General features: G+C 49.2%; 21 protein-coding genes. 6 read left to right on the forward strand and 15 right to left on the reverse strand.

Translation table 11 applies throughout. The features are described from left to right. Window positions 1-19: 19 nt before the first annotated feature. Window positions 20-478: a YaiI/YqxD family protein gene (locus RJ47_RS11670; protein ID WP_038212413.1), complete on the forward strand. Its 459-nt coding sequence runs from the start codon at window positions 20-22 to the stop codon at window positions 476-478. 302 nt (window positions 479-780) lie between these two features. Beyond that, complete coding sequence (locus tag RJ47_RS11675; protein ID WP_039483933.1) at window positions 781-3,309, forward strand: collagenase; 2,529 nt, start codon at window positions 781-783, stop codon at window positions 3,307-3,309. 481 nt (window positions 3,310-3,790) lie between these two features. On the opposite strand, the gene RJ47_RS11680 is transcribed toward RJ47_RS11675, so the two are convergent. The 15 genes from RJ47_RS11680 to RJ47_RS11750 all read right to left on the reverse strand — a co-directional run bounded on the left by RJ47_RS11680 (window position 3,791) and on the right by RJ47_RS11750 (window position 20,758). Next, window positions 3,791-4,321 carry a hypothetical protein gene (locus tag RJ47_RS11680; protein WP_038212416.1) on the reverse strand — a complete coding sequence of 177 codons (531 nt, stop codon included), beginning with the start codon at window positions 4,319-4,321 and terminating at the stop codon, window positions 3,791-3,793. A 278-nt stretch (window positions 4,322-4,599) separates the two neighbouring features. Further along, window positions 4,600-6,387, reverse strand: a complete 1,788-nt coding sequence (locus RJ47_RS11685; RefSeq protein ID WP_039483935.1) for an aminopeptidase P family protein — start codon at window positions 6,385-6,387, stop codon at window positions 4,600-4,602. Further along, window positions 6,384-7,382, reverse strand: coding sequence for an ABC transporter ATP-binding protein (locus tag RJ47_RS11690; RefSeq protein WP_039483938.1), 999 nt, complete (start codon window positions 7,380-7,382; stop codon window positions 6,384-6,386). Before RJ47_RS11690 ends, RJ47_RS11685 begins: the two co-directional genes overlap by 4 nt. 9 nt (window positions 7,383-7,391) lie before the next feature. Next, complete coding sequence (locus RJ47_RS11695) at window positions 7,392-8,381, reverse strand: ABC transporter ATP-binding protein (RefSeq protein ID WP_039483941.1); 990 nt, start codon at window positions 8,379-8,381, stop codon at window positions 7,392-7,394. A gap of 9 nt (window positions 8,382-8,390) precedes the next feature. Beyond that, window positions 8,391-9,320 carry an ABC transporter permease subunit gene (locus RJ47_RS11700; protein WP_039483943.1) on the reverse strand — a complete coding sequence of 310 codons (930 nt, stop codon included), beginning with the start codon at window positions 9,318-9,320 and terminating at the stop codon, window positions 8,391-8,393. Window positions 9,321-9,330: 10 nt separating this feature from the next. Then, complete coding sequence (oppB, locus tag RJ47_RS11705; RefSeq protein WP_039483945.1) at window positions 9,331-10,251, reverse strand: oligopeptide ABC transporter permease OppB; 921 nt, start codon at window positions 10,249-10,251, stop codon at window positions 9,331-9,333. A 78-nt stretch (window positions 10,252-10,329) separates the two neighbouring features. Then, complete coding sequence (locus tag RJ47_RS11710) at window positions 10,330-11,940, reverse strand: peptide ABC transporter substrate-binding protein (protein WP_038212428.1); 1,611 nt, start codon at window positions 11,938-11,940, stop codon at window positions 10,330-10,332. 256 nt (window positions 11,941-12,196) lie between these two features. Further along, entirely contained in the window at window positions 12,197-12,961 is a 765-nt protein-coding gene (locus RJ47_RS11715) for a hypothetical protein (protein ID WP_005469695.1), read from the reverse strand. Window positions 12,962-13,003: 42 nt separating this feature from the next. Continuing rightward, window positions 13,004-13,669 (reverse strand): GntR family transcriptional regulator, encoded by a 666-nt coding sequence (locus tag RJ47_RS11720; protein WP_039483947.1) that lies wholly within the window; start codon window positions 13,667-13,669, stop codon window positions 13,004-13,006. A 132-nt stretch (window positions 13,670-13,801) separates the two neighbouring features. Beyond that, window positions 13,802-15,049 (reverse strand): ABC transporter substrate-binding protein, encoded by a 1,248-nt coding sequence (locus RJ47_RS11725; RefSeq protein WP_039483949.1) that lies wholly within the window; start codon window positions 15,047-15,049, stop codon window positions 13,802-13,804. Continuing rightward, on the reverse strand, window positions 15,046-16,482 hold the full coding sequence (locus tag RJ47_RS11730) for an ATP-binding protein (protein WP_039483950.1): 1,437 nt from the start codon (window positions 16,480-16,482) through the stop codon (window positions 15,046-15,048). Before RJ47_RS11730 ends, RJ47_RS11725 begins: the two co-directional genes overlap by 4 nt. After that, entirely contained in the window at window positions 16,472-17,179 is a 708-nt protein-coding gene (locus tag RJ47_RS11735; protein ID WP_039483953.1) for a response regulator transcription factor, read from the reverse strand. Before RJ47_RS11735 ends, RJ47_RS11730 begins: the two co-directional genes overlap by 11 nt. A gap of 488 nt (window positions 17,180-17,667) precedes the next feature. Next, complete coding sequence (locus RJ47_RS11740; protein ID WP_039483955.1) at window positions 17,668-18,084, reverse strand: hypothetical protein; 417 nt, start codon at window positions 18,082-18,084, stop codon at window positions 17,668-17,670. Between the two features lie 151 nt (window positions 18,085-18,235). Further along, entirely contained in the window at window positions 18,236-19,741 is a 1,506-nt protein-coding gene (locus RJ47_RS11745) for an aldehyde dehydrogenase (NADP(+)) (RefSeq protein ID WP_039483956.1), read from the reverse strand. Between the two features lie 15 nt (window positions 19,742-19,756). Then, window positions 19,757-20,758 (reverse strand): 4-hydroxyproline epimerase, encoded by a 1,002-nt coding sequence (locus tag RJ47_RS11750; RefSeq protein ID WP_039483957.1) that lies wholly within the window; start codon window positions 20,756-20,758, stop codon window positions 19,757-19,759. A 112-nt stretch (window positions 20,759-20,870) separates the two neighbouring features. Here RJ47_RS11750 and RJ47_RS11755 point away from each other — a divergent pair, with 112 nt between their 5' ends. The 4 genes from RJ47_RS11755 (at window position 20,871) to RJ47_RS11770 (ending at window position 25,370) form a co-directional block, all read left to right on the forward strand. Beyond that, window positions 20,871-22,133, forward strand: coding sequence for an NAD(P)/FAD-dependent oxidoreductase (locus RJ47_RS11755; RefSeq protein WP_039483958.1), 1,263 nt, complete (start codon window positions 20,871-20,873; stop codon window positions 22,131-22,133). Between the two features lie 146 nt (window positions 22,134-22,279). After that, complete coding sequence (locus RJ47_RS11760) at window positions 22,280-23,359, forward strand: polyamine ABC transporter substrate-binding protein (RefSeq protein ID WP_038187537.1); 1,080 nt, start codon at window positions 22,280-22,282, stop codon at window positions 23,357-23,359. 49 nt (window positions 23,360-23,408) lie between these two features. Then, window positions 23,409-24,386, forward strand: coding sequence for an ornithine cyclodeaminase family protein (locus tag RJ47_RS11765; RefSeq protein WP_039483959.1), 978 nt, complete (start codon window positions 23,409-23,411; stop codon window positions 24,384-24,386). Between the two features lie 69 nt (window positions 24,387-24,455). Then, window positions 24,456-25,370 (forward strand): dihydrodipicolinate synthase family protein, encoded by a 915-nt coding sequence (locus RJ47_RS11770; RefSeq protein ID WP_039483960.1) that lies wholly within the window; start codon window positions 24,456-24,458, stop codon window positions 25,368-25,370. Window positions 25,371-25,443 lie beyond the last annotated feature (73 nt).

Raw genomic sequence — 25,443 nt, forward strand, 5'->3', positions numbered from 1 at the left:
TGAAGCTAGGAATAGAACTATGAAAATTTGGGTTGATGCGGATGCGTGTCCTGTTGTGGTAAGAGATATTCTATTTCGAGCTTCTGAGCGAACTGGTGTGGAGGTGACCTTGGTGGCGAATCAGTTCATCCGCACACCAGCCTCACCAAAAGTAACCATGCTGCAAGTTCAGGCTGGCTTTGACGTCGCCGACAACGAAATTGTGAAGCGGTGTGAGCCGGGTGATTTGGTGATCACCAGTGATATCCCACTGGCGGATGAAGTCATCACCAAAGGTGGCCACGCGTTAAGTTCTCGTGGCGAGATGTTCACCAAAGAGAACATCAAATCACGGCTCAACATCCGAGACTTTATGGAAACTATGCGCAGCAGTGGCATTCAAACTGGTGGCCCAGCGCCGTTAAGCCAAGCGGATCGCCAGCAATTTGCCAATCACTTGGATAAATGGTTAGTGCAGTGGCAAAGAGCCCAAAAGTAACGAAGATAATAACGAAAGGACGCACAGCGTCCTTTTTCTTTATCACTCTATTTATCGAGTATCGGTAGCGTGTACAGCCATATTGAACTTGGATCTAACCCTCAGTTTCATTAAATTCAGTTAACAAAAATGTAACGTTTGGCCTTTTGGAACTCAAAGTACTACTTCTTGAGACTGGAAAATTCGCCAGTTTCACTCCTGATTTTTAACGCTTAGATTGAAAATGCTTGCTGAGTTTTTGCTCAGTGATGCGGCCGATACTGGAATCCAGTATTTCAACAAATCAATCAAGAGTTATTAAGATGGAACTTAGAAAAATAACAGTTGCAGTGATTGGTGCACTTTGCACTGCGCCCGTATTTGCTGTCAGTGAACCGACGCCTCAAATTGTCGATAGAGCCGTTCATTTTGATCATGACCACGAAGTTCAGCACGGTATTGAGGATCATAAACCTCAATATTCTCCGCAAAAGAGCCTGCCTCTGAAACCAAAACCTGAACCGACCATCGAGGACGTGTCTCCCTTTAATGCGTTGAGCGCAGGAACCTCAGCGTTGCAAGGACCAGAGGTTTCATCGGCGTTGCCTTGCGATGTGAACGCTTTTAATACCAGTAACAGCTCAACACTCATTACGCAAATTACAGGACAAGGCGCTCAATGTGTAAATGAGTTGTTTTCAGCGTCTAGCGACATCCAACGCGTCGCATTCAGTTCGAGCAATATGTACCAAGTAGCGAAGCATACCTCTTCATTATCTCGATCGTATCGAGGTGGTGGCAGCGACGATCTCGAAGCGTTATTTTTATATCTGCGAGCAGGCTACTATGCCGAGTTTTATGACAACAGCATCAACTTCGCCTCTTGGGTTCAGCCCGCGGTAAAAGAAGCGGTTGATTCATTCGTGAACAGCGGCAGCTTTTACGAAAACAGCGATCCACACGGCAAAGTGCTTGGCGAAGTGATAACCACGATGGATAGCGCCGGTCTTCAGCATGATTACTTGGGCGTTGTCACTGAGTGGTTAAACCGCTGGGACAGAAGCTATGCGCAAAACTGGTATATGCGCAATGCCGTCAACGGAGTCTTTACGGTCTTGTTTGGCGGTCAGTGGAATGATCAGTTTGTCAGTCAGATTGGATCTCAAACGGGTTTGGTTGAGGCACTGTCGCAATTTGCATTGAATCGAAACTCAATTGGCCAAGCCGATGAATTTATGACGGCGAATGCGGGGCGAGAGTTAGGGCGTTTAACTCAATACAAAAATACCAGCATCGCCCCGTCTGTCGTGGGTAAACTGCGTCAAATATTTGATCAATACCAAATGTATGGTTACGGCGATAGTGTTTGGCTCGCGACCGCGGATTCCTCTTCTTACTATGTCGACTGTTCAGAGTTTGGGATTTGTAACTTTGATCAAGAGCTGAAGTCATTAGTGTTATCGCAAACCTACGTGTGTAGCGACACGATACGTATTCTTTCGCAAAACATGACGCCAGAGCAGCATCGAGCCGCGTGTAGCAAGATGGGGTACGAAGAAGGCTATTTCCATCAACGACTTGAAACGGGTCGTGTTCCTGTACCTGACGATCACAATATTCAATTGCAAGTGAACATTTTTGATAGCGATGACGACTACGGCAAATACGCTGGGCCAATCTTCGACATCGATACCAACAATGGCGGGATGTACTTAGAAGGCGAGCCCGGCACACCCGGCAACATTCCTAACTTTATTGCCTATGAGGCGTCTTACGCCAACGCGGATCATTTTGTCTGGAACTTAGAGCATGAATATGTCCACTACCTCGACGGACGATTTGATTTGTATGGAGGGTTTAATCATCCGACAGAGAAGGTCGTTTGGTGGGCTGAGGGCGTCGCAGAGTATGTTGCGAACGAAGATAACAACCCGAGAGCCCTCGAAACCATCATGGATGGTTCGACCTACACCCTAGCGGAAATATTTGAAACCACGTATGACGGGTTCGATGTTGATCGCATCTATCGTTGGGGCTATCTCGCGGTGCGATTTATGTTCGAGCGCCATATGAACGAAGTGAATGCAATGTTGGCGGACACTCGTCAAGGAAACTGGTCGGCATACAAAGCGACCATCACTCAATGGGCGAACCTGTATCAAAGTGAGTTTGAGCAGTGGCAACAGCAGTTGGTCAACGGTGGGGGCGGTGCACTGACGCCTCCTACCGCGGCAATCTCTATGGTTAGCGAGGGGAAAGTGAATGAAACCATTACATTCGGCAGCTCACGTAGCACGGACTCAGACGGTCAAATTGTCCACTACTTCTGGGAATTTGGTGACGGCGCGACAAGTACCGAGGCCAATCCGACGCACCAATTCAGCCGTGCGGGTACCTACACGGTACGTTTGACCATCACAGATAATGACGGTTTGACGGCGAGTACCTACGCGAGCATCACTATTACCGAGGATCAGGCTGGCGGTAACAACCAACTGCCACAAGATTGTGCCGTTCGTCCTAAAGTGGGTGGTGGGCAGCTAACGGCTGGAGAACCTGTCTGTTTGGCAAGTCAATCAACTATTTGGCTAGCCATTCCAGCGGTGAACGAGTATCGCTCAATGTCTATTACCTCTGCCAATGGAACGGGTGATCTGAAGTTGGAATACAGCAACTTTAGCTGGCCAAATAGCTACGGCTCGAATTTGCACGGCTGGTCGGCGAACCCGGGCAACAGTGAATGCATTACGATTGTTGGCCAAGCAAACTACTGGGGCTATTTAAAAGTTTCCGGTGAGTTCGACAATGCCGCCCTGGTCGTTGATTTTGATAGCGAAGGCTGTCGTCACTGATTGCTTTACCTCCTTACGGATAGCCCAGCTTCTGTTGGGCTTTTTTTATTAGCCAGAAGGGGGCGTTTAAGCAAGTCACATATTTGAATTTACAATGTAAAGCGGTGGTTGGCGGGCTTTATAAAGCAATCGCTTACGTCCCTTACAAAATTCAACTTTATAAATGTCTCTCGCTTACATGGCCTTACAGTGTAAGGGGGGATTTATTGATACTATTATCCGCGTTGATACTTTGCCTCACCGAGAATTGCTGAGACATGAAAACAGTTGATGTTCCAATAGGAGCGAGATAGCTGGAGAAATGTGGATTTGATTCAGGTAGCGCGATTATTGTTCAAAATGTAATTTACCGTTGGTAACTTCTCTTTGTGGGCAAGGATGCCCCAAGGTTTTATGGAACTTGGAATCCGTTTGAGTGTTTAGCTCAATGGCCGATTGACTATTCTGTCAGTCAATCGGCCATGATTTTTCTCTTCTTTCTTTACTCTACTGTTAACGCAACATAGTTGGTCACAAACGGCTGAATGGTTATTTCGTTCGCCACGTAGTAGCTGTCACCCGTTCCTTTTGATTTCATCTTGAAATAGTACGTACCTGAAGCAATAGAGATATCTTTGTTGTAATTGGTGTTAAATGTGATCGGTTTTTCGACTAGCCAGCCCTCTTTTGTCACTTCAAAGATAAAGCCCTCACAGCCGATAGAGCCGATACGCGGATGAACACAGCTCTCTAAGACAAGCTCTGTTTTTGATTTTGGGTTCTTTTCGGTTCTCGTGAGCTCAATGTTGCCGTAGTTTTTCTTCAAGCGTGTTGCTTGTGTGGTGTACATGCTCTCTTTCTCGACACTGTAGCTCTTACCGTTTTTGACGACGGTACCGTTACTGCTGCTGACGGAGCCCAAGACTCCGTTAATTGCGCCATTGACGCCGTCGCTGACGGCATCATTGATATCGTTACTTGAACAGCCTGCGAGTGTCAGTGTGGTTGCAAATGCCAACGCGAAATGTTTCATGAAATTATCCTTATTTGATAGGCGTTTACCAACAAGCAGAAACAGTGAAATCACCATTTAGCTCGGTCGGTTGACTTACTTTTACTATTATTTTTAGGAATGTTTTGATGGGTATTTATAAAATAGAGCGCGATTAAAATCTCACCGGATAGCAAGAAGTTTGAGATTGATTCTGATTATTAGATTCTGTCTCAGTTATAAGAGTGGTTATCATTAGGATACGAGTCTGCATACGTTTAAACGGACCAAATGCACAATGGGCATTTGGTCCGGTGCTGTTAGATGGCGAGTGTGGCCTGTTTAAGCCAGCGTTTCTCATCCTCGTTCAGGTCAACGCTAAGCTGTTGCCAGCAGCGTTTATGGTATTGATTGAGCCACGCGATTTCGCTGCGTTCGAGCATGGATTTATCAATCATGTTTGTCGCGATTGGGGCAAGGGTTATGGTCTCGAATCCATAGAAGCTGCCAAATTCATTCTGTTCGATCTCAACTACCTTCATGATGTTTTCTATGCGAACGCCGTGCTCGCCTTCACGGTAAACGCCGGGTTCGTTGGTGATGACCATGCCGGGTTTTAAAGGGACTTCTGCGGGATTTTGCGAGAAGTTTTGCGGACCTTCGTGCACGTTTAAGCACATGCCGACACCGTGGCCAGTTCCACATTTGTAATCAATTCCGTGTTGCCAGAGTACGCCGCGAGCCATGATATCGAGGTTCGCGCCTGTTGAGCCTTGTAAAAATCGAGTCTGCGTTAAGCGGATCACTGCTTTAAGAACCAAGGTATAGTCGTGCTTTTCATGGCGGCTAGGTGAGCCAAAATGGAATGTTCGGGTGATGTCTGTGGTCCCGCCGAGGTACTGGCCGCCAGAATCGACCAACAAGAAACTCGACTCGTCTATGGGATAGCTGCTCTCACTGTCGGCAGCATAGTGCATTTTAGCGCCGTGCTCGGCAAAGCCAGCAATGGTGCGAAAACTCTCGCCCACATAGTCGTCTATCTGTTTCCTGTACCCCATTAACGCTTGCTCAGCGTTGAGTTCGGTGACTTGGCCGCTTGGCACTTGCTCATCGAGCCATTTCATAAACTTCACCATGGCGACGCCATCTTTGCGTAGCGCCTCTTCCATACTTTCTAGCTCTGTAGGATTCTTCTGCGCTTTCATGTCTGTCACGGGGCAAGGCGTGTCGATTAGAGTGAGCTCGGGTTTGAGTTGGCGCACGGTCAAGCTATCGCAATACTTGGCACTGTATAGCAGAGTAGTCCCGGCGGAGAGCAAGTTCAGCGCGGTACTCAGATGGTCGTAATCATGTAAATGGATTCGATGCTGAGTCAGCGCGGCAACGACCTCAGGGCTTAGCTTGTCGCTATCAATAAATAGACGACTGCTGGTCTGTTCAATGAGCAAATAGCTCTCTGAAATTGGGCAGTATGAGGTGTCTGCGCCGCGAATGTTAAGTGTCCACATAACATCATCAAGGGTCGATACCAGCAGTGCATTGGCGTCTTGCTCTGTTAAATAGCGACGCAAGTGAGCTATCTTCTCGCTGGTCGTTTGGCCAGCAACGTCAAGCGGATGAGTAAACAAACGTGCCTTGGGGCGACTTGGTCTATCATCCCAGATTGGGCTAATAAGATCGTGCTCAACGACCAACCGGATCGACTTCTTGGCAAAGGCTTGGGTGAGTTGAGTGTAAAACAGCTGGCTGATGCTGCGTCCATCGACACCGACTACGGCATGCTCCGGTAGCGTTTGGGCTAACCACTGGGCAATGGTGGGGGTCTCTGGTAGACGCGCTTTGAATAGGTCGAGTCCTGAACCTTCTAGCTGCTCGACCGCTTGTATGTAGTAGCGGCCATCGGTCCATAAACCGCCGCCGTTTGCCGTGACAACCACATCACCCGCAGAGCCAGTGAACCCAGAAATCCACTGGCGAGCGAGCCAATAGTCCGCGGAATATTCACTGGAGTGAGGGTCGTTATTGGTGACGATATAAGCGTCCAATTGATGGGCTTTCATGCCATCGCGAAGCGCCGTCAAGCGCTCGGAAACTGAGGTTATGGTCATAGTGGCTGATTTCCTAGCAGGGTATGTGTACAGAAAATATGGTGGTCTGCGTGACCACTTCGGGTGGGATTTTGCTCGCCGCATTGCTCAGTGGCACTTGGACAGCGAGTTCGAAATACGCAGCCACTGGGCGGGTTGATCGGCGAGGGCAGATCCCCCGGTAGAAGTTGAATATCTCGATTGCGAGCCAATGTTGGATGGGCGATGGGCACCGCCGAGAGGAGCGCTTGCGTATAAGGGTGCTGGGCGTTATCGAATACGTTGTCATAACGACCGACTTCCATCGGTTTGCCTAAGTACATCACCATGACGCGGTCACTGATATGACGCACAACACTTAGGTCATGGGCGATCATCACCAAGGTTAGTCCCATCTCTTGCTTCAGGTCATCCAGCAAATTGATCACTTGCGCCTGAATCGAGACATCCAATGCACTCACGGGTTCATCACACACCACCAAGTCAGGTTTGAGAATCAAGGCACGAGCAATGCCTACGCGTTGGCACTGTCCGCCCGAGAACTCATGGGGATAGCGGTTTCGTTGGCTCGCGAGCAAGCCGACTTTGTCCATCATGGCGATCACGCGAGATTCGATTTCCTTGCGACTAAGATGCGGCTCGTGAGTGAGTAACGGCTCAGCAATGCACTCAGAAATGGTCAGCCTCGGGTTGAGGCAAGCAGAGGGATCTTGGAAGACCATTTGGAACTCTCGACGCCGCAGTGCCAGTTCCTGTTTGCTCAAGCCGAGCATATTTTCGCCCTTCCAGTACTGTTCGCCTCCCGTGGGTTCAATCAATCTGAGCAGCGCTCGGGCGAGTGTCGATTTTCCGCAACCAGACTCTCCCACAATGCCTAGGGTTTCACCTCGATAGACGTCGAGATCAATGCCATCAACGGCTTTCACTACCTTACGCTTGCTGGGCAAGATATGCTTATTCAATTGAAAGTGGACTTGTAAGTCACGTGCCGAGAGTAATATTTCTTTGTTTTCCATGGTTATCTCCTACGCACTACGAACAATAGGCGTGACGACATTGCTAGGATTGACATGACAAGCCAAGCCTTGAGACGCGGTGATGGATTTAAAGGCTGGCATCACTGAGCTGCATTGCGTTTGATACTGGCTACAGCGTTCTTTAAAAGGACAGCCTTTGTTGTGGAGCAGTGCGCTAGGCGGGTTGCCTGGAATGGTCGGTAAGCGATCCATATCTTCAGTGATGGATGGAATCGCTTTGAGTAAGCCTTGGGTATATGGATGAGCGGGCGCGTCAAAGATAGACTCGGTATCGGATTCTTCCATCTTTCTGCCGCCATACATCACGAGTACGCGATCGCACATTTCTGCAACCACACCCATGTCGTGAGTGATGAGCAAAATCGCGGTGTTGAACTCCGCTTGCAGCTCGCGTAGTAAACCCAAGATTTGCGCTTGTACCGTTACGTCGAGCGCCGTGGTGGGCTCATCGGCGATCAGCAGCTCCGGTTTACACAGTAAAGCCATGGCGATCATGACCCGTTGCCTCATGCCACCGGACATCTCGTGCGGGTATTGGCCCATGCGCGTCGCGGCAGAGGGAATGCGAACGGCATCTAACATGGCAATGGCTTCTGTTTGTGCATCGTGGCGACTCATGCCTTTGTGGATCATCAACACTTCCGCAAGCTGTTTGCCAATTTTCATAAACGGATTGAGCGAGGTCATCGGATCTTGGAAAATCATGCCGATTCGCTCTGCTCGAATATGATTGAGTTGTTTTTTACTCATGCTGAGTAAATTGTCACCGTGGAAATTGGCTTGGCCAGTGACGATGCCGTTGTCCGCGGTTAACCCCATAAGTGCAAACACCGATTGGCTTTTGCCAGAACCCGACTCGCCAACGATACCTAGGGTTTCCCCTTTATTGACCGAATAAGACAGATCGCTGACGGCTTGAACCATGCCATCGGGGGTTTTGAATCGAACGTTCATGTTCTCAATAGATAAAATACTCATCATGGCTCCTTAGCGATCTTTTGGATCAAGTGCATCACGCAGACCGTCACCAATAAAGTTAAAGCAGAACAAGGTGGCGACCAGAAACAGCGAAGGGAACAGCAGTTGCCACAGAGCGACATCAATGGTTTTTGACCCTTCGGAGATAAGGATTCCCCAACTGGTATCCGGTGGCTGAACCCCTAAGCCAAGAAAACTTAAGAAGGATTCGAACATGATAAATCCGGGCACCATCAACGAGGAGTAGACCATCACGATGCCCAACACGTTAGGCAGCACATGACGACGAACAATGGTAAATCGAGACACGCCGATCGAGTGGGCCGCTTCAATAAACTCGCGTTTTTTTATACTGAAGGTCACACCGCGAACCACTCTGGCGATACCAAGCCACGAGACCATGCCAATCACAACAAAGATCAAATAGATGTTGTTGCCAAACAAGGTCACAAACAGAATGACTAAGAACATAAAAGGGACGGAGTCGAGAACTTCAATAATGCGCATCATGGCACTGTCGACCAAGCCGCCCATATAGCCTGAAAGTGCGCCCCATGCAGTACCAATCAACACGGCGACGAGGGCACCCATAAAGCCAACCATGATCGAAAGTCGCCCGCCTTGCATGGTGCGGGCAAAGAGATCTTGACCAAGATCATCGGTCCCAAAGTAGTGACCAGAACTGATGGAGGGTTTGCCCAGCGCGTACGGGTCGACCACCACATTCCAATCAATTTCATCATGGCCAAATGCGGCCAAATGCGGGCCAAAGGTAATGCACAATACGATAAAAAACAGCACGTAGACGGAGGTCATGGCCGCTCGGTTTTGACGAAATCGAGTCCAAGCGTCTTGCCATAAACTGCGCCCTTCGACGGCTTCGATATTAGAGCTCATTTGATCCGCCAGCTCCTTGGCATCTATGCGTTTGGTTAACATTCGTCACCTCCTATATACGAATGCGCGGGTCAATAACGGTGTAGAGAATATCCACCACGAGATTAAAAAAGATGGTCAAGGCGGCGACAATCAGGGTAATGCCCATCACTAACCCATAGTCCCGGTTGAGTGCGCCAGAGACAAAGTGCTGGCCCATACCACCTGTACTGAAGAAAATATCGATGATGACTGAGCCAGTGATCACGGCAACAAAACTCGGGCCAAGCATCGCAATAATGGGGATCAGTGACGGACGTAGCGCGTGGTGAAACAAAATATAAGGGGTCGATAACCCTTTTGCTTTTGCCGTGCGAATATAGGGCTGGTTGAGTGTCTCAATCATGGCGCCACGCATAACCCTAGCAATGCTGGCCACAGAGCCAATCGCCAAGCTCAAGACAGGAAGAATAAGAAACGACACTTCGCCGCCCTCCCAACCACCTGCTGGTAACAGCCCTAAGTGAATCGAGAATATTGTCACTAGCACTGGCGCCAGTACAAAGGCTGGAATCACCACGCCAGTCATAGAAAGTGACATAAGTAGGTAGTCCAACTTTCCGTTGCGATTGAGCGCGGCAATCGTACCGAGCACCATGCCCAGCGGGACAGAAATACAAAACGAAATCACACCGAGTACCGCCGATACGGGCCATGATTGAGCCACCAATTGGGTTACGGTGAAATCTTGATAAACGAAGCTTGGCCCTAAGTCGCCGCGAACAAAGTTACCGATGTATATGAAAAACTGAACAATAAACGGCTCATTGAGGTGGAACTTGGCTTCAATATTTGCGCGTACCACGTCGGGCATCGGTCTTTCCATATCGAATGGGCCACCGGGCGCGATGTGCATCAACCAAAAAGAGACCAAAGCGATAAAGAGCAGTGTGGGGATGGCAATCAACAAGTGGCGAAGAATATACAGCAACATGACGTATCCTTTCCTTGAAAAAAGCCCGAAACCTACAGGGACAAAGATGAAGATGTAGGTTCGGGCAAACAGTCCCGATTAGTGGGCCTTCACGTAAACATTCTTGCGGTAGTAAGAGGATTCTGGGTTAGTACGCTCGTAGCCACCGACATACTCTTTGATTAAGTACTGATCGTTTCCACTGCGGTACATCGGGATGATCGCCATGTCTTCAATCAAGAGCTTTTCAGCGGCAATGTACTCTGCGGATGGATCGCTCAGGCTTTTAGATTCGGCCATTAAGCGGTCATACTCTGGGTTGTTGTAGTTGGAGTCGTTGTACTCACCTGTCGAGACGAAGATGTCGAGCCAAGTCGATGCCTCATTGTAGTCGGCTGTCCATCCACCACGGCTAATGTGGCCTGGGTCTTTCAGAGCGTAGAAGACTTTAGGCTCAAGCTGAATGATCTCGACTTGCACGCCCAGTACGCTTTTCCACATACCTGCCATCGCGGTCGCCATCTTCACATCTTTAGAGAAAGTCGGGATGGTGAAGGTTAGCTTGAGTGGGTTAGTGTCATTAAAGCCCGCGTCTTTAATCAGTGCTTTCGCTTTGGCATTACGTTCGGCTTGAGTCCAATTGGCAAACTCGGGGGTATGCGACTTAAAGCCATCGGTTTGTGGTGGAACCAGCGTGAACATAGGAATGCCACCGTTTTTGACAATCGCTTTGGTGATGATGTTGCGATCGATGGCGTACGAAAGCGCCTGACGAACACGAAGATCCTGAGTTGGTCCTTTCTCTGTATTCAGATAGTAGAAGGTCGACCCGAGTGATGCGCTGGTATCAGCCACTTGCTCAGGAAACTTTTTCAGTAGTTTGGATTTTTGAGCAGCAGGAATGGCCAGCGCTTGGTCGATTTCTCCGGCCAGATAGCGATTTAAAGCCACATTGGCATCACCAATTGGCAACCACGTGATCTTATCGAGGACAACGTTGTCGGCATCCCAATATTGGTCGTTTTTCACCATGACCATTTTCTCATTTACTTTCCACTGTGAAACGGTAAACGCGCCATTGGTGACAATATTCTCTGGTTGTGTCCATGCGCTGCCGTGCTTCTCAATCGCTTGTCGAGGCACTGGAGCAAGTACTGGATGGCTAAGAAGTTTGATGAAGAAAGGCACGGGCTTTTCTAGCGTTACTTCGAAGGTGTAATCATCTACGGCTTTAACGCCCAATGTATCGGCGGCGGCTTCACCTTTCATGATTTTGTTGGAATTTTTAATCCCTGGAATGGCGGCAAACCAAGCGTAGGGAGAGGCGGTTTCTGGATCAATTAGGCGCTGCCAACTGTAGACGAAGTCATGGGCAGTGAGTGGATCTCCGTTTGACCATCGAGATTCACGCAGCTTAAAGGTGTATACGGTATTGTTTTCATTGGCGTACCAACTCTCAGCGATGCCCGGAATGGTTTTGCCTTGCTTATCTTGAACAGTCAGCCCTTCAAACAGGTCACGACCAAGATTAAATGCAGGCTCCGCCGCCTGTTTCGCCGGATCGATGGAGGTCACTTCTGCGCCATTGTTTAGAGTGATCTCCTGTTTGTCCGCGAGCTGCGTTCCAGCAGGATAAGGTTTGGCTAGGGCACTTCCTGTTATTAGAGCGGTTGCGATCGCACTCAGTGCGAGTAGTTTTTTAGCTTTCATAGCTTCCTCGTTATGTCCTTATCGGAGTGGCCCCTTAGGTGGTAGTTGAGTGGGTGGCAGCGTGCTCAAACGGCATGAACGACTGGCACAAATAACTAAGGGGATAACAGGAATGTATATTGTATAAAACCATGCAACAAACATTAGTTAACATCTTTGTAACAAGGTGGCAGAAACAGAGACTGCTGGTCTTAGAAAGTGAATCTGAATAAAAAATGAGCAAAAAAATCTTTTTGCTCATTTAGGTGTGATCAGATTATTGGCGGCGAAATCGAGCGGAGACTTCTTTGAGTAATTCTCCAGTAATTTCTGGCAGCGTGTCGGCAAAAAATATCTGTTGACCGGGAATACTGCGCAGCATCACGTTAGTCAACTCGCCCGTCTCATTTGCGCAGTTGGCTGCGTGCATTTCACTGATCTTTTGATCGATCTCCTGCTCAAGTTTTAGCCTCTGTTCGGCGGTGAGGCGAACCCGAGCCTGACACACTTGAGAGACGGTATCGTCTGCCATAGAAATCTGTTCGAATCGTCGTTTAAACAATGTATCGAGCTCTGTGCCTTCTTCCATAATAAAGCGGCGACCCGAACGGTAGAAGATTTTATCTCCGTGGTTCTCCATGTAGCCGAGGATTTCAGCAATGCTGAGGTAAAAGCGTAAGCTGGTATCCGACAGTTGGTACTCTTGCGCGATCTCTTTTGGAGACCGATTGCAGGAGGTCACTAAGTAGATGAAATCCAACAGGTAAGGATATTCGACAAATAGCGCGTTTTGTTCATCGGACAAAAATTGCTCGTTGTCTCTTTGGATTTGAATGGCGAGTGTCGACAACTCCACCAAGTTGGTGTTGAGGTGCGTGGTGTACATCAGTATTTTGTCGAGACCCAATGCAGGGTTGTGTAAGTGCCGCTTGATTGTTGACAGCGGCACGCCAGTTTTATCGGAAAGAGCGCTGTAGCAAAGCCCTTCATCACGAATCTTTTGCCGAATGGCTGCAAGCAAAAACTCTGGACCAATGTGCATAGTGGGTACTCACTTCTTTATGTTGGAGTTGTCTGGTCGCGCTTAGCTTTGACGCTCTAGTAGCAGGTCACGAATGGCTGCGCCCGCTTCGAGGATGTGTTTTTTCAGCATGTATTTTGCCCCTTCAATATCACGATTTTGACACATCTCAAGGAGCGCTTTGTGCTCTTTATCAGCCTTAGCAGTGCCCTCGGTAAACAGCAGTTGCATACGAATATAGCGGTCGCATTTGGTGTTCAAGTTGTAAATAACATCCATGGTTTCAGGCATGTTGGCAGGAGCATAGAGGGCTTTATGCAGTTCGTAGTTGTAATTGCTCCACTCTTCAACTTCATCGCCACGATTGACCAAATCATCGAACTTAGCGCGAATCTCATTGGCACGCGCCAGATCCTCATCGGACATGTTTTGAATCGCGCGCTCGAGGATGTGGCATTCGACAACGGCTCTTAGCTCAAACAGCTCGTCGATCTTGTCTGGCGAAAGCTCAGTCACGGTTGCCCCTTTATGGGCTTCGAAGCTGACGAGTCCTTGTGCTTCCAGCTGCATTAAGGCTTCACGAACGGGAATTCGGCTGACATTGAACTCTTTGGCCAAGGCATCTTGGCGCAGAGGCTGGCCAGTTTTTAACTCACCTTTGAGAATTTTGCTGCGAATGGCTTCTTCAACTAACTGCGTTCGAGTTTTAAAAACGGGTTTTTGCGACATCCCAGTCTCCGGTATATCTAAATCACAATAAATTGTATTCAATATACCATTGGTGATTGGGATTGCGACTTTCCGCTTTTAACTCGCCCCGTTTTTGGGGGGTAGGTCAATTGTTCATCTTACCTATGTGAGTTAGTGACTTTCAGCGATGGCAATAATGCGCTTAATCAGTCTCTCCTCGGTGAGCGACTTATTGCGGTAGAAACGAAATATCTCCGAGTTGATGGCTTGTTGGGCGACAGGGTTGACGGCCATGGAGTCGATCATGCTTGGCACCGCTTTGTTTTGTGCCACTCCCTTTTTAAAGGCTTTATAGGCTTTGATTTGGCAAGGGTTAAAGTCGGTGAGTGCAATGTCGGTTCGTACCGGAATGGACCCCTTGCGTAGGTTAAATTGCGCCTGAAATTCTGGGTCTGCCAACACATTGGCCACATGGTTGGCTTGGTCTTTAGGAAACGATTTGCTCACCATAAAGATCAAGCTGTCCATGTTATAAAGGAAAACGTCGTCACTTTCGGGGGCGGGGTAGCAGCCTATCTGGTTCGGCACCTCTACGCCTTTCGCAACCAGGTCACCAAGAATCCAATCACCTCCGAGTTGGAACAAGGCTTGGTTGCTTGCGAGTGCTTTCGTCGCGGTGTCCCATCTTGTGTTGGGCAAGGTGTTATCAATCAGTAAACTTAGGCGACGGAACTGGGCTAATGCTGCGCGTAAAGTGTCACTATTGATGCTGTCTGGATCGAGGTCGACCATTGCTCGCGTATAGAAATCCACCCCGCCCGTGGCAATCACCAGATTTTCAAATAACTGGGCAATTTGCCAAGGCTGCTCGCCGACAGCGAGTGGGTTGATGCCTTGGGCTTTGGCTTGTTCCATCACCGTAAACATCGCTTGCCAAGTGGTCGGCACCGGTTGGTTGAGCTCAGACAATAGCTGGTGGTTCACCCACAACCAGTTGAGTCGATGCAGAGTTAACGGCAGGGCAACATAACCATTGGCAGATTGGTTGATCTGCTGTGAAAGGGGGTAGAGGGTGGCATCCCATTGATGGGCTTTAGCCACGGCGTTCATATCATGGAGTATGCCAATTGCATCCCATGCTCGAATGCTTGGGCCCTCAATTTGTGCAAAACTGGGTGGATTTCCTGCCAGCGCTCGTGCTTGTAATACCGTCATCGCACTGTCACCGCCACCGCCCAAGACGGGCTTCGGTGCCAGTTGAATATCGTGTTTTTCTAGATGTTGGGTTAACACGTCCATCGCGTGTTGTTCCCCTTTGGATGTCCACCAATGAAGGAATTCAACCTCTGCTGCGCGAGGGGCGGTGAGCCCAACGGCGGTCAGTGACAGGGTCGAAAGATAAATCGCCAATTTGTTCATAGTGAGTCTCTTGGGAAAGATAGCGTGGCGCGCAACCCGCCAAATGAAGAGTGGCTAAGAGCAAGAGAGCCACCGTGCGCTTTCGCAATGCTTTGGGAAATAGTCAGTCCTAACCCAGAGCCTTCTTGTGTTTTATTGGCTCGGTAATAGGGTTGGCACAGTTTATCGAGGATCGCCTCATCGACGCCTTCACCATGATCATCAATGACAATGTTCACGGCATCGGCACTATCGAAAAGCTGAATATTGACTTTATCGCCATATTTCAACGCATTATCGACGAGGTTTTGAATGCAGCGCTTAATCGCAAGGGGTTTTCCGGCCACCGCAGACTCGATAGAACCTTGAATTTGAATGCGCTCGGTTTCCGGCGTCACTGTGGTGGCGATGTGCTCAATTAACTGATTGAAGTCTATGGGTTCAATCTCTTCGTGGATGTCCGTCTCTTTGATGCATTGCAAAGCCCCTTTGACCATCAAGTCGAGGTCATTCGCGAGTCGGGTAAAGCGTTCTCTGTCTGTGTCATCGTCAAGCATTTCTGCGCGCAGTTTGAGGCAAGCAATGGGCGTTTTTAAGTCATGGGAGATCGCGCCAAACAGCATTTCGCGATCCTTAATGTGGCTATCGATGCGCCGATTCATTTTGTTGAAGGCTCGGATGGCGGCTTTGAGCTCGTTGCTGCCGCGCTCTTCGACCTGAGGAATATCGAGTCTGCTCGACATTAAGGTAGCGGCTTTGGCGAGTTCACGAATAGGTTGAATCTCTTTGCGAACGACAAACCATGTACAAATCAGCAGCAGTAGCGCAGACAAGAGTAAGGTGATCCACTCACGAATATCAAAGTAATGGGTCTCAAGATTAACGTACGGGGCAGGCAACACCGCAGCAAGGTAGAACCATTCGTTTTCATCGACTTCGACCTGCATCACCAATATTGGAGGATTAAGCGCCCCAAACGAGAGTGAGTAATGCGCCCAAAGTAACGGCAGTTCATCAATCGGCAGTTCGTTATTAAACACTCTTAAATTGTCGCGTTGGGTAAACTCCACCGAGATGTTGGGGATATCTTGCAGCTCGGATGAAAGTACCTGTTTGACTTCGCTTAGAACCAAGGTTTTGCGTTCGCTGTCGGGCAAAGGCGGGGTTTCGATATGGTGATTATTGAGTGAGACAAAAAAACGCGTGCCGCCCATATTGCGTAGTTGATTGAGCACAAGGTGTCGGTATTCAGAGGGCAAGGTTTGGAAAAAGGAGATGGTCGATGAAGCACTGAGTGCCAAACTTTTCACCGTGTTGGTTAAGCCTTGTTTGTCTCGTTCGTTGGCGTGTTGATACCAAATCATACCCGACAGAAGTTGAGCAAGAATGATCACTAAAAGCAGGAAAATACTGGTGCGAAATACCAGTGAACGAGTCCAGGTTTTAATTCTCATAGTGGACGTCCGTTGTCAGCATGTAACCTTTGTTGCGCACGGTTAATATCAAGGAACGATCTTTGTCTTCCAAGTGGTGGCGAAGGCGGCTGATTTGGACGTCAATACCACGCTCAAAGGGGTCGGCATCTCTGCCCCAAATTTCACGGGCGATATCATCACGGGATAGGATTGATTTAGCGTTGTTGACGAACAAGCCGAGTAAGGAGAGATCGGCGCCACTCAGTTGTTTGACTTGATGGTCTTCAAGGCGGGTTAGTTGGCGAGTAACGGTATCGAGGGACCAGTCATCAAAGCGGACTTTTCTGGCTAACTGAGTTTGAGGATTAAGTTGGCTGCGGCGTAAGATGGTTTTGATTCTTGCCAGCAGTTCTCTTGGGCTAAACGATTTGGTGATGTAATCATCGGCGCCCATTTCGAGTCCAGCGACGCGGTCTGCTTCTTCGGTGACGGCGGTGAGCATAATGATCGGGATTTGGGAATCTCGGCGCAGCTTCTGGCACAAGGTAAATCCGTCGTCACCCGGCATCATAATATCGAGAATAATAAGATCTGGAGTATGTTTTTTGAGTTGTTGCCACATCTCGCGTCCATTGCCCGCACCCATGACTTCAAACCCAGCGCGACCCAGATAATCAGACAATGCTTCTCTAAGATCCAAGTTGTCGTCAACGACGAGTATCTGCTTGTTTTCCATCACCTTACGTCCCTGCTGCGAGTTTTCAATATGATGCTATTTTCGACCGAGATTCTCAATCGAACTGGGTCTAAATTCTGGGTTACAAAGGAACGATTTTGTAAGTCATCACTTACAAACCCGTGTTGTTTTGTAACCTTAAAGGCGCGACAACGGGTTAAGATCTTTCAGACTTCGCAACGCCGAACGTCTTGTATTACTCAAAGCTGGTCACTGTGCAGATGAGCATCTTTAGCTGGTTTGGGTGGCACTCTTTGAAGGCTCTCAATACGGCTCGATTGGGAAAGTTTGATGTGTGGTTATGAGAAGTGATTTAAATGGATATTCATGGTGTGCTCGCACTGTCTTAATCTTACCGACCCCCTAATTTGGTAAGAGTGCCAACCTCGTCCGAGGTTGGCTTTTTCATCCCTGTTGGGTGCAACGAACGGAAAGCGGCTTGGGATGATGAGACGTCACGTAATTGATTTGTTTGGAATACAGACAAGCTAAAAAATGCCACCATCGCCTGAAGAGTCTGAACCAAAATCGATCACGCCTGCATTGTCGAGTGAGGTATTGGTTGGGTGACTCGAATTCACCGCGTGGATCTTGGCGTACTCAAGGTAGGCTTCAAAATTGGGTAGGGCAACTTGCTTAAACAGCGCCATGCTGACTTCTCTTAGAAACTCCGCTTGTTCACCAAATTCGCTCTCGAGATCCAGCCAATCATAAAAGCTTTGCTGGGTGATCATGGCGTATGCACAGCGACAATACTTGCTGTCTTGCTCTTTACCTAATTGGGAGAGTACCCAGTCGATTTCTCCTGGATCATAAAAGGCTTTATTACCAAACTTGACCGCCAGTCGAGGTGCAACCTCTAGAGCGATGGATTTGATCAAACGCTTTTGGGGTGATGGAAACATCGTTGCTCCTAATTTGTGCTGCGTGAATAAAACAATCTATTCACCTAATCAATGCGATAGTGCAGTGTTACAAATTGAGAAGCAAGATGTCTTAAGTTATTGATAATTATATTTTCAAAGCCAGCCGAGCTGTGCTGGCTTTGTACAAAGTTTACTTGCCGTCCACACTGCAACGAACATTGAGGGGGTTGTCTTGCTGTAAGCTGCATGGCAGAAGCGCGTCTGGTACGGATTGATAGGCAACAGGGCGGAGCCAACGCTTGATCGCTTCTGCGCCAACCGAGGTACTGGCGGGCATGGTAGAGGCAGGGTAAGGGCCTCCGTGTACCATCGCGTAGCTGACCTCCACACCCGTTGGCCAACCGTTAAAGACAATGCGCCCCGCGACTTCTTCTAGCTCAGGTAACAGGCGCTTGGCGAGCGGATAATCGTCGGCGTCTGCGTGGATCGTTGCGGTCAAACTTCCTGCAAGGCTTTGACTCAAACTGATCATCTCTTCGCTCTCTTTGCACACGACGACGATCGATTGAGGGCCAAAGATCTCTTCTTGCCACTGCGGATTCGTGCGCCAAATCTCGCTGGTGGTTTCAAACAAGATTGAGGGTACGCCAGATTCTGGAGAAGACTGAGTCTGCGTTAACCCAGATTGCTGAGCGCGCCGTTGACTTTGGGTCAAATAGTTAGACTTAATGCCGGATGTGAGCATGGTTTGCCCTGTTTGAGCCTTAATGCCCTCGCGCATTGCCTGTAGGAATCGTTCACTGGCGTCGCTTTGGGTAATAAAGACAACTGCGGGTTTGGTACAAAACTGGCCGCAGCCCATATTCATCGACATGAGGCACTCTTCCGCCAATGACTCTGCTTGGTTGTCCATACGTTGAGGCAAAATAAAAACAGGGTTAGACGCGCCGAGTTCACCGAAGAAAGGAATGGGTTCTGGGCGTTGCTGGGCAAGGTCAAACAGCGCACGCCCACCATGGATAGAGCCAGTAAAGCCAACCGCTTTGATACTCGGATGAGTAACCACAGCTTGCCCCAATTCATGACTGGTCCCCTGAAGCAGCGTGAAGATCGCCTGCGGGAGCTGCTCTTGCTCAAGCGCTTTGGCAATACATTGGGCAACAATCTCGCTGGTTCCCGGGTGAGCCGGATGGCCTTTGACAATCACAGGGCAGCCCGCTGCGAGAGCAGAGGCGGTATCTCCCCCAGCTGTCGAAAAAGCGAGAGGAAAGTTTGACGCGCCAAACACGGCTACAGGCCCCAATGCGATATTGTGGCGACGAATGTCAGGCTTGGGCAATGGTTGACGATCAGGATTGGCACTGTCAAAAATCGCTTCTTGCCATAAGCCACCCACAGCGACGTCGGCAAATAAACGCAACTGCGCGGTCGTGCGGCTTAGCTCACCATTAAGTCGGGCGTTGGGCAGGGCAGATTCTAATTCGGCTCTGGCGACAATGGCGTCACGGGCGCCTTCCAAAGCGTCGGCGATGGCGTGCAAGAGTGAACTTCTCTGTTCTGGGGTGGTTTGGCGAAAAGCTTTTGCCACTTCACTTGCGGCCATAGCAGCAAGATCCACCTCTTTTGCGCCATGCTCTGGAAATTCGCCAGACAGTGGTCGCTCGGTGGCAGGGTTTAGGGCATGAAAGGTATGCATATCAGATCCTTAGAGCTATTTTAATTCAAAACCAAATGCGTACGGGTCTTCATCATCGACCCAAATTGTGTTGTGTCCGGTGACTTGCGCCCAGCCCTCGATGCTCGGCAGAATCGCGGCTCGACCGTCCACTTCTGTGATTCCTTCGATCCGACCCGTGAATAGGCTGCCAATAATGCTTTCGTGGACGAAGTCTTCACCTTGCTTGAGTTTTCCTTTCGCGTGCCACTGAGCCATGCGCGCGCTGGTTCCGGTCCCACAAGGCGAGCGATCGAGCGCTTTTTCACCATAAAAGACGGCATTTCTGGCCGTTGATTCTGGTTTGGTTGGCGCGCCCGTCCAAAGTACATGGGAGACGCCACACACCGTCGGATCATTGGGATGGACGCATTCCACCGCTTTGGAGACAGCATCACGAACTTTCGGGCTGAGCATTAAAATTTCATCTGACGAGTAGTGTTCTAATCCGCGATAGTTCTCTTGAGGATCGACAATGACGTAGTAGTTGCCGCCATAGGATACATCGACGGTGATTTCCCCAAGCCCTTCCACCTCAACGGTGACATCTTGATGGGCAAGGTAAGCAGGCACATTAAAGATCTTAACTGAGGTGATCTTCTCGCCTCGACGCTGGTAATGCACTTCAATTTGCCCAGCCGGAACATCCAAAATCAAGCGACCTTCTTCTCGTGGGCGAATTAGTTTGTGTTCCAACGCTGATGTGACGGTGCCTATGGTTCCATGGCCACACATCGGCAAGCACCCACTGGTTTCAATAAACAGGATCGAAGCATCGGCATTGTCGCTGCAGGGAGGGAGAACCACAGATCCTGACATCATGGCGTGGCCACGGGGCTCAAACATCAACGCCTGACGGATCCAATCGTAGTGCTCAAGAAAGAACTGGCGCTTTTCACTCATGGTTTCACCGCGCAATGGCGGTACGCCTCCAGCAACTAATCGAACTGGGTTTCCACAGGTATGAGCATCGATACAGAAGAAGGTCCCTTGTCTCATTTTTCGCTCCTTGAATAGGAAATTGGTTGAACTGTTGGAGTTGGATGTTATCGTGATGTTAAGTATATTTTATACAATTTTGTTTTGGAAACGTGATAAGGAGCAGAAATAAATGGTCAGTGAACAATCAACTTCTGGTCAAAATGTGGCCGTGATTGGCGGCGGTATTATTGGGTTATGCTGTGCTCTAAAGCTTCAATTACATGGCGATAAGGTGACGATATTTGATAAATCTGGTGCGGGGGAAGGGTGCTCGAAAGGCAACGCAGGGCACTTTGCTACCGAGCAGATTTTTCCATTGGCGACTCCCGCTTTGTTTCCTCAATTACCGAAGATGTTGTTGTCACCGTCGAGCCCAGTGTCGATTCGTTTCCAAGACTTACCGCAAACCTTAGGTTGGATGGTGCGCTTCTTACTAAAAGCGAGAAAAGCACCAACACAACATGCCACGCAGGCACTTACTAAGCTCAACGAACACGCAATGTCGAGCTGGTTTTCCTTGCTTGAATCGGTCGGTCTTCGCCATCTGATTATGATGCAAGGGTCGCTACTGACGTTCGAAAGTGATGCCCTGTTCAAAGCCTATGGCGCAACATTGAAAGGGTTTGATGAACAGGGGGTGGCGTACCAACTGTGGGGGACGAAAGCGATTCGAAAACAGGTACCCAACTTATCCCATCGGGTAAAGCATGGTGTGTTTTTCCCAGACACGGGTCATACCCTAAACCCTTATAAAATCTGCCTTGAGCTAAAAATGGCGTTCGAAAATCTCGGTGGTCGGTTTGTGCATCATCAGGTTGATGATGTGCATGCGGGGGATACGCTGTCAGTGGTCGGTGATAATCAGATGCAGCCATTTGATCGGGTTATCGTTGCCACCGGTGCGGAGTCTGCGAAGCTGGTAAAACGCATGACAGGTAAAAAAATCCCTCTCCAAGCGGAGCGAGGTTATCACCTTATGTTACCAACATTAACTGACGGTTTGCCGTTTCCGGTTAGCTCTGCCGATCGGAAATTTATTATGACGCCAATGGAAGGTGGGCTTAGGTTAGCTGGCACCGTCGAGTACGCAGCATTGCAATCGCCGCCCAATATGAAACGCTCAATGATGTTAAAAAAACTGGCCCAAGGGTTGCTTTCGGGCGTGTCTGAGAGCACCGAAATGGGTGAGCAATGGATGGGAAATCGCCCCTCGTTACCAGATTCTCTCCCGGTGATTGATAGCCTCTATGACGGCAAAATTCTTTTCGCGTTTGGCCATCAACATTTAGGTCTCACGCAAGCGGCGGTGACAGCAGATCTCATCGCTCAATTAAGACATCAGAAAAAAACCGCGCTGGATCTCACCCCATTTCGTTTATCGCGTTTTGGCTAAAAATTTTTAAAATTAAATATTGTATAAAATATACCAGTGCATTATGTTAATAAAAAGTTAATCAAAGTTGATGCCTAGCAGCAGTATTCAGGCGTCTGAAAATTTCAGGGAATGCCCTGTTGAGACAACAAAAAGGAGCACCAAACATGTCAAGAAAGACATTTACACCATTGGCACTTTTGATTTCTGGAATGCTGCTAGGGACATCAAGCGTTGCGAACGCTGAAGAGAAGTTAACGGTAGTCTCTTGGGGTGGGGCATTTACTCACAGCCAAGTCGAGGCTTACCACAAGCCATTCATTGCCAAAACAGGCGTTGAGCTGATCTCAGAAGACTTCAGCGGTGGTCTTGCCGAGATTAAAGCACAAGTAGAAGCCAACAAGGTTCGCTGGGATCTGGTCTCGTTAGATAAACCCGATATCGTCCGAGGCTGCGCGGAAGGGTTACTTGAACCGGTAGACCCAAGCATTCTGCCCGCAGGGGATGATGGCACGCCAGCCGACAAAGACTTTATTCCTGGCGCTATCCATGAATGTGCGGTGAATACCATTGTGGTTTCAACGGTTCTCACCATCAACGAAGAGGCATTTGCAGGCAAAGCCGCACCGAACAAATTAGTCGACCTGTTCAACATCACTCAATATCCAGGTCGCCGAGCTTTACAAAAGATGCCGCAGGGGAATTTAGAGTGGGCGTTAATTGCTGATGGGGTTGCGCCAGCAGAAGTGTATGACGTGTTAGAAACACCAGAAGGTCGCGCTCGTGCCTTTGCCAAACTCGATACCATCAAACCTCATGTGGTTTGGTGGACAACTGGCGCACAGCCACCACAAATGCTCGCAGACAAAGAAGTGGTGATGGCATCCGCGTTTAACGGTCGCATTCATAGTGCGACTCAAGAAGAAGGCCAGCCGTTCAAAATCATTTGGGATCATCAACTGGGCTACATGAATGGTTGGGCGATTCCGAAAGGCAGTCCAAATACCAAGTTAGCCTTAGAGTTCATTAAATTCTCTTCCGGCACACAGCCTCTTGCGGATCAGGCGAAATATGTCGCTTATGGGCCAACCCGTAAATCGTCGTCGGCACAAATCAGTCAAGAGATCTTGGCGAGTCTGCCAACCGCACCAAACAATTTTAAGACCGCTTTTCTTATCGATGACGAGTGGTGGTCAGATTACGCCGACGAGTTGAACGAAGAGTTCAATACTTGGCTTTTGAATTAATTTGAGGTCAACGAGGCGGTCTTTTCCGCCTCTCAACAAGGAAACAATAATGCTTAATCTCGATGCAAAGCAAATCGTCCAGTCGCTTTCGATGCAAGGTTTGATTGAATCGATGCGCCAAACGTATCAGCAGCACGCGACGATTCCTCAGCGCCGTGTTATGCCCTTGAAAGAGGGAGAGTATGATGCCTTTGCGTTGCTGCCGGCATGGAATGACTCTTTGATCACGGTAAAAGCGTTCACCTACTTTCCCAATAACTGCTTGCAAGGGCGAGACAGTTTAGCGTCGAAGATCCTCGCTTTTGATCGCTCGCATGGGGAGCCGCTAGCGCTACTCGATGGCAAGGTACTCACATACTGGCGCACCGCAGCGGCTTCGGCGCTTGCGGCTGACTATCTGGCAAGGAAGGATGCAGAGACGTTGCTCATTTGCGGGACTGGCAACCTTGCGCCTTACATGGCGTGGGCATACGCAGCCATTCGGCCGATAAAAAGGGTGCTGGTGTGGGGCAGAGACTGCCAAAAAGCGCAGGCCGCCGTTGATAAGATTTTGTCTGGCAGTGAATATCAGTCGTTAGCTGAATCCAGCCGTTACCATGTTGAAGCGGTGTCAGGAGTCGATGAACACCTCGCTGAGGTCGATGCGATCACCTGTGTCACAGGAGCGGCGCAGCCACTGTTTGATGGCACAAAGGTGCTGCCGGGTACGCATATCGATCTGATTGGTAACCATGACAAAGATAAACGTGAGTGCGATAGCGCAAGCATTCAACGTTCCAGTGTGTTTGTTGATAGCCGAGTTAATGTGTTAGCCGAAGCGGGAGAGTTGCTAATTCCGATTGCTAATGATGAGTTTGCAGCAGAGGCGATAAACGCTGAGCTAACAGACCTGTGCGCTGGCAAGCACATCGGCAGAACCGATGATTCTGAAATCACCTTGTACAAATCGGTCGGTAGCGCACTTGCGGATCTTGCGGCGGTAAGGTTCATTCTCGATCAACAAGATACACAATCGTTTATGGGGTAGACCCAACGTCGGATAGTCGTATTCGTGCGACTGTTAAAATTGCATACAATATACAAATGGAAGGTAAAAATGAAAGTAGATTGGAAAGGTGTGTACCCAGCGGTCAGCACTCAATTTCGCGCGGATCAAACCATCGACTTAGATGCGACTCAAACCGTCATTGATAATCAAATTAACGATGGCGTGAATGGCATCATCTGTCTAGGCACGGTGGGCGAAAACTGCGCGCTGTACCCAGAAGAGAAGCGTCAGGTCTTAAAGGCGGCGCACGAGGTTGTTGCAGGCCGTGTGCCCTTGATTGCGGGCACCGCTGAATCAATCACAACAGCTTCTGTGCAATATATGCAGGATGCGCAAAAAATCGGTATTGATGGTTGCATGGTGATGCCTGCGATGGTTTATCGCACATCAGACAGTGAGACGGTGGACTACTACCGAACGCTCGCAGAAGCGACCCCAGAAATGCCGATCATGATTTACAACAACCCAGTCTCTTACGGGGTCGATGTCAGCCTAGATATGATGGAGCAATTGGTGAGTTGCGAGAGCATTGTCGCGGTAAAAGAGTCAACGACCGACACGCGCCGCATTACTGAGTTGTACAATCGTTTTGATGATCGTTTCACCGTATTTAGTGGCGTCGACGACATTGCGCTAGAGTCATTAATGCTTGGTGCCACTGGCTGGATTTCCGGTCTGACCAACGCTTTCCCTGCGGAATCGGTGGCAATCTACAAGCTGGCGAGTCAAGGTCGCTACGCGGAAGCGTTAGAGATTTATCGCTGGTTCCTACCTTTGCTGCGTTTGGATACGATTCCGACGCTGGTCCAGTGTATTAAGCTGGCAGAACAAGTGTGTGGCCGCGGCAGTGAGCAAGTGCGTGCCCCTCGCCAAAACCTCAAAGGGGAAGAGCGTGCCCGGGTGATCGCCATGGTGGAGCATGCGATGGCAACTCGCCCAGATCTTTCTAAGTACAACCTATAAACCGTTAATTCAGAGAGAAAGGCAGGGGGAGACTCTGCCTTCAATCCCTTTACGTAAACGGCTTATTAGGGCG

Source organism: Vibrio sinaloensis (genome assembly GCF_000808535.1).
In the GTDB taxonomy this organism is placed as follows: domain Bacteria; phylum Pseudomonadota; class Gammaproteobacteria; order Enterobacterales; family Vibrionaceae; genus Vibrio; species Vibrio sinaloensis_D.

Bases quoted from the DNA above. Each gene is read 5' to 3' on its own strand.
- RJ47_RS11710 (WP_038212428.1), bottom strand. From the start codon at position 11,940: ATGAAAGCTAAAAAACTACTCGCACTGAGTGCGATCGCAACCGCTCTA.
- RJ47_RS11770 (WP_039483960.1), top strand. From the start codon at position 24,456: ATGAAAGTAGATTGGAAAGGTGTGTACCCAGCGGTCAGCACTCAATTT.
- RJ47_RS11730 (WP_039483950.1), bottom strand. From the start codon at position 16,482: ATGAGAATTAAAACCTGGACTCGTTCACTGGTATTTCGCACCAGTATT.
- RJ47_RS11700 (WP_039483943.1), bottom strand. From the start codon at position 9,320: ATGTTAACCAAACGCATAGATGCCAAGGAGCTGGCGGATCAAATGAGC.
- RJ47_RS11670 (WP_038212413.1), top strand. From the start codon at position 20: ATGAAAATTTGGGTTGATGCGGATGCGTGTCCTGTTGTGGTAAGAGAT.
- RJ47_RS11750 (WP_039483957.1), bottom strand. From the start codon at position 20,758: ATGAGACAAGGGACCTTCTTCTGTATCGATGCTCATACCTGTGGAAAC.
- RJ47_RS11695 (WP_039483941.1), bottom strand. From the start codon at position 8,381: ATGAGTATTTTATCTATTGAGAACATGAACGTTCGATTCAAAACCCCC.
- RJ47_RS11715 (WP_005469695.1), bottom strand. From the start codon at position 12,961: ATGCACATTGGTCCAGAGTTTTTGCTTGCAGCCATTCGGCAAAAGATT.
- RJ47_RS11675 (WP_039483933.1), top strand. From the start codon at position 781: ATGGAACTTAGAAAAATAACAGTTGCAGTGATTGGTGCACTTTGCACT.
- RJ47_RS11725 (WP_039483949.1), bottom strand. From the start codon at position 15,049: ATGAACAAATTGGCGATTTATCTTTCGACCCTGTCACTGACCGCCGTT.
- oppB (WP_039483945.1), bottom strand. From the start codon at position 10,251: ATGTTGCTGTATATTCTTCGCCACTTGTTGATTGCCATCCCCACACTG.
- RJ47_RS11685 (WP_039483935.1), bottom strand. From the start codon at position 6,387: ATGACCATAACCTCAGTTTCCGAGCGCTTGACGGCGCTTCGCGATGGC.
- RJ47_RS11760 (WP_038187537.1), top strand. From the start codon at position 22,280: ATGTCAAGAAAGACATTTACACCATTGGCACTTTTGATTTCTGGAATG.
- RJ47_RS11690 (WP_039483938.1), bottom strand. From the start codon at position 7,382: ATGGAAAACAAAGAAATATTACTCTCGGCACGTGACTTACAAGTCCAC.
- RJ47_RS11720 (WP_039483947.1), bottom strand. From the start codon at position 13,669: ATGTCGCAAAAACCCGTTTTTAAAACTCGAACGCAGTTAGTTGAAGAA.
- RJ47_RS11755 (WP_039483958.1), top strand. From the start codon at position 20,871: ATGGTCAGTGAACAATCAACTTCTGGTCAAAATGTGGCCGTGATTGGC.
- RJ47_RS11745 (WP_039483956.1), bottom strand. From the start codon at position 19,741: ATGCATACCTTTCATGCCCTAAACCCTGCCACCGAGCGACCACTGTCT.
- RJ47_RS11735 (WP_039483953.1), bottom strand. From the start codon at position 17,179: ATGGAAAACAAGCAGATACTCGTCGTTGACGACAACTTGGATCTTAGA.
- RJ47_RS11740 (WP_039483955.1), bottom strand. From the start codon at position 18,084: ATGTTTCCATCACCCCAAAAGCGTTTGATCAAATCCATCGCTCTAGAG.
- RJ47_RS11680 (WP_038212416.1), bottom strand. From the start codon at position 4,321: ATGAAACATTTCGCGTTGGCATTTGCAACCACACTGACACTCGCAGGC.
- RJ47_RS11765 (WP_039483959.1), top strand. From the start codon at position 23,409: ATGCTTAATCTCGATGCAAAGCAAATCGTCCAGTCGCTTTCGATGCAA.